Here is a 3,689-nt window from a genome sequence, read left to right as displayed (position 1 = left end):
ACAGAAATCTATAATATAGAAATAGACTTTATAGAGCCTGCTGATTTGAGGTATTAGATTCTTATATTTAATATTATTATCTTTATCAAATGGAAGAAGCTTATGATCAAATTAATATTCAGTTTTCTGAGACTGATAAACAAACTCTTTCAGTAAGAATAGTTTCTATTTTTCTTGTACTAGTTTTTGCTTTTATTCCTTTGGCAGAAATAGTAACAGATTTTGAATATAATCAATCTTATTATTCAAAAAATAATTTCACCTGTATTGTTGGTTGGGATTATTTTGAACCTTTATCTTTTAAAGAGATAAAATAAAAACTATTTCCCCTTTAAAACCAATACAGGAACTTTAGAATTAAATTCTTCTTTTAAAATCGTATTTTTTTCCCAAAGCTTTTTAAAGAAACCTCTTTTACGTCTAAAAACACACAACATATCTGGGTTATGGGTTTTAATATGTTCTAAAACTCCTTGAAATGTAGTGGCATTTTCTGTTACAGTTAATGTTGCTTTAAAAGCCTCTAAATCTTTGTGTAATAATAAATCTTCTTCTGTATACTCTGGTGTTTTAACCAATAATAAATTTATTTCTGCATTAAATTTATCAATTATAAACTGCAAAGGTTTTAAAACTGTTTTGCTTTTAATAACCCCAGATTTAAAAGCCATTAGCACACTAGAAACTGGACTAAAAACATAATTTTCTGGCACAGTTAAAACAGATAAATTACTTTTTTTAACCAAACTACCAGCAGTATTGCCTAAAAACAATCCTTCTTTAATAGAGTTACTTTTAGCCCCTACAATAATTAAATCAATACCCAGTTCGCTATCAATGGCGTCTACACTATCTAAAACACTTCCTTTTGCCGAAATTAATTTTATTTCAACACCTTTTTGATTACAAGAACTTACCATGGTTTTTAAGTACAAATTGGTTTCACGTTCTATAATGGCATTAATATTTATTATTGTGCCAGCTTTAGATTGTGCACTATATGCCCTAAAAACAAAAATCTTTGCATTAATTACATGTGCAAAATCAATAGCATATTGCAAAGTTGTTTTTGCACTTTCTGTAGATCCAATAGGTACTAAAATATGTTTCATAATCATTTGTTTCTGGTTGCAAAGTTACTATTTTTTTAAACGAATAAAATCTTTTCTGTTTTTTGATGTGTACCTTTGTGAAAAAAATAAAATTTGACCACAGATATTAGTCGAAAACGGATAAATAAATTGGCAATTCCAGCCTTAATTGCAGGTATTGCAGAACCCATATTATCTATAACAGATACTGCAATTATTGGTAATATTGATAATAATGCTACAGAAAGTTTAGCAGCTGTCGGTATTGTAGGGGCATTTATATCTATGTTGGTTTGGGTTTTTGGGCAAATTAGAAGTGCAATTTCTTCTATTATTTCTCAATATGTAGGTGCAAATAAGTTAAACGAAGTTAAAACTTTACCAGCACAAGCTATTGCAATTGTTGTGTTGGGTAGTGTATTGGTTTTGCTTATTTCGTATCCATTTTCTGAACAGATTTTTCAGTTTTACAATGCATCTGGAGTTATACTAGACTATTGTATTGAGTATTTTAATATTAGAATTTTCGGGTTTCCTTTTGCACTTTTTGTATTTGCCATTTTCGGCACATTTAGAGGTTTGCAAAACACCTTTTATCCCATGATAATTGCTATAATAGGTGCAAGTGTAAACATAGTTTTAGATATTATTTTAGTGTATGGTATAGAGGGTTTTATACCAGCAATGAATATAAAAGGAGCAGCCTATGCAAGCATAATTGCACAAATTACTATGGCCATTATTTCTTTGGTTTTATTGATTAAAAAAACCTCCATTTCATTAAAATTATCCTTAGAAATACACCCAGAAGTACCAAGATTATTAGGTATGATTGGCAACCTTTTTATACGAACAATTGCATTAAACATCGCTTTGTATTTTGCAACATCGTATGCAACAGGTTATGGGGCAGCCTATATTGCAGCTTATACCATAAGTTTAAATATATGGTTGTTGGCAGCTTTTATGATAGATGGTTATTCAAGCGCAGGCAATATTTTATCAGGTAAATTATTAGGTGCAAAAAATTATACAGCGCTTATTAACTTAAGTAATAAATTGTTTAAATACGGTATTATTACAGGTACAATTATGGCTGCTTTAGGTTTTCTATTTTACAATTCTATCGGAAAAATATTTACCCAAGAAGCAGCAGTTTTAGAGCAATTTTATACTGTTTTTTGGATTGTTTTGATAACCCAACCTATAAATGCCATCACATTTATTTTTGATGGAATGTTTAAAGGAATGGGCGAAATGAAATATTTAAGAAACTTACTAATTTTAGCAACTGGTTTGGTTTTTCTACCCACTTTGTTGTTTTTTGATTATTTAGATTATAAATTAATAGCCATTTGGATTGCTTTTACATTTTGGATTCTAGCAAGGGGATTGCCTTTAGTTTTTAAATTTAGAAGTAAGTTTTTGCCGTTAATAGATAACGATTAAAGTTGCTGCCAGTTCGAGTATTTTTCTGAAGAATGAAGAAAAAAGTATCGAGAACTATTAAGAATTAAATCATATTTTTACAAAAAGATACGTTTATGACCACCAAAAGAAAAAACGGAAGTTTATATACCAACATTCAAAACCAAATTGCAACCATAGAGTTTGGGCATCCTGCCAGTAATTCTTTTCCAAGCGAATTGTTAGAAAGGCTTACTAAAGAATTATTTGCTGTTGGAAATAATAAAGATGTTGCTGTAATTGTTTTAAAATCAGAGGGCGAAAGAGTTTTTTGTGCGGGTGCTTCTTTTGATGAATTAGTTGCCATTTCTAACTTAGAAGAAGGCAAACAATTTTTTGCTGGTTTTGCAAATGTTATAAACGCTATTAGAACTTGTGGTAAATTAGTGATTGCAAGAATTCAAGGTAAAACAGTTGGTGGTGGAGTTGGTTTGGCAGCAGCTTGCGATTATGTGTTGGCAACAGAACATGCAGCCGTAAAACTATCAGAATTTACTATTGGCATTGGCCCTTTTGTGATAGAACCTGCAGTAACTAGAAAAATTGGTGTTTCTGGTACAGCAGAGTTAACTTTAGATGCAACCAGTTGGAAAAACGCTTATTGGGCAAAAGAAAAAGGTTTGTATGCAAAGGTTTTTGAAAATCAAAAAGAACTAGACGAAGAGGTACAATTGTTATCAGAAAAACTAGCTTCTTACAATCCTGATGCTTTATTGGAAATGAAAAAAGCTTTATGGAAAGGAACCGAAAATTGGAATAATTTATTGGCAGAAAGAGCTGCTATTTCTGGCGAATTGGTTTTATCTGATTTTACAAAAAAAGCATTGGCAAAATTTAAAAAATAGATTCATCCTGCTAGGTTTTTTAAAACCATGTAGGTTTAATTATTTTAATTAATATGAAAATTATTTCAACAAATATTGCAAAACCTAAAGAGGTAAACTGGAAAGGCAAAAAAGTAACTACAGGTATTTTTAAATTGCCTGTAAACAATCCCATTTTTTTAGATGTTGAAGTAGTAAAAGGTGATGAAATTTCTGATAGAAAATACCATGGAGGAATACTACAAGCAGTTTATGGCTATTCTTTAAAACACTATGATTTTTTTAAACCCAATTATCCAAATTTAGT

General features: G+C 30.1%; 4 protein-coding genes and 1 pseudogene. 4 read left to right on the top strand and 1 reads right to left on the bottom strand.

Features of this window, described 5'->3' with window-relative positions; translation table 11 throughout:
* Window positions 1–89 precede the first annotated feature (89 nt).
* Window positions 90–317, top strand: coding sequence for a hypothetical protein (locus ACTG3S_RS12870; protein ID WP_439129747.1), 228 nt, complete (start codon window positions 90–92; stop codon window positions 315–317).
* A gap of 3 nt (window positions 318–320) precedes the next feature.
* Here ACTG3S_RS12870 and ACTG3S_RS12865 read toward each other — a convergent pair whose 3' ends face one another.
* On the bottom strand, window positions 321–1,112 hold the full coding sequence (locus ACTG3S_RS12865) for a universal stress protein (RefSeq protein ID WP_439129746.1): 792 nt from the start codon (window positions 1,110–1,112) through the stop codon (window positions 321–323).
* 93 nt (window positions 1,113–1,205) lie between these two features.
* Here ACTG3S_RS12865 and ACTG3S_RS12860 point away from each other — a divergent pair, with 93 nt between their 5' ends.
* The 3 genes and pseudogenes from ACTG3S_RS12860 to ACTG3S_RS12850 form a co-directional block, all read left to right on the top strand.
* Window positions 1,206–2,540, top strand: coding sequence for an MATE family efflux transporter (locus ACTG3S_RS12860; RefSeq protein WP_439129745.1), 1,335 nt, complete (start codon window positions 1,206–1,208; stop codon window positions 2,538–2,540).
* 95 nt (window positions 2,541–2,635) lie between these two features.
* Window positions 2,636–3,403, top strand: coding sequence for an enoyl-CoA hydratase/isomerase family protein (locus ACTG3S_RS12855; protein ID WP_439129744.1), 768 nt, complete (start codon window positions 2,636–2,638; stop codon window positions 3,401–3,403).
* Window positions 3,404–3,456: 53 nt separating this feature from the next.
* Window positions 3,457–3,689, top strand: a pseudogene (locus ACTG3S_RS12850) (MOSC domain-containing protein); the annotation flags it as partial.

This window comes from Polaribacter sp. (assembly GCF_965656025.1).
In the GTDB taxonomy this organism is placed as follows: Bacteria; Bacteroidota; Bacteroidia; order Flavobacteriales; family Flavobacteriaceae; genus Polaribacter.
The sequence above is the reverse complement of the archived record's forward strand: the minus strand, read 5'-3'. Positions and strand labels throughout refer to the sequence as shown.

What these genes read in the sequence shown, in the direction of transcription:
- ACTG3S_RS12870 (WP_439129747.1), top strand. Translation starts at nt 90, where the DNA reads ATGGAAGAAGCTTATGATCAAATTAATATTCAGTTTTCTGAGACTGAT.
- ACTG3S_RS12855 (WP_439129744.1), top strand. Translation starts at nt 2,636, where the DNA reads ATGACCACCAAAAGAAAAAACGGAAGTTTATATACCAACATTCAAAAC.
- ACTG3S_RS12865 (WP_439129746.1), bottom strand. Translation starts at nt 1,112, where the DNA reads ATGAAACATATTTTAGTACCTATTGGATCTACAGAAAGTGCAAAAACA.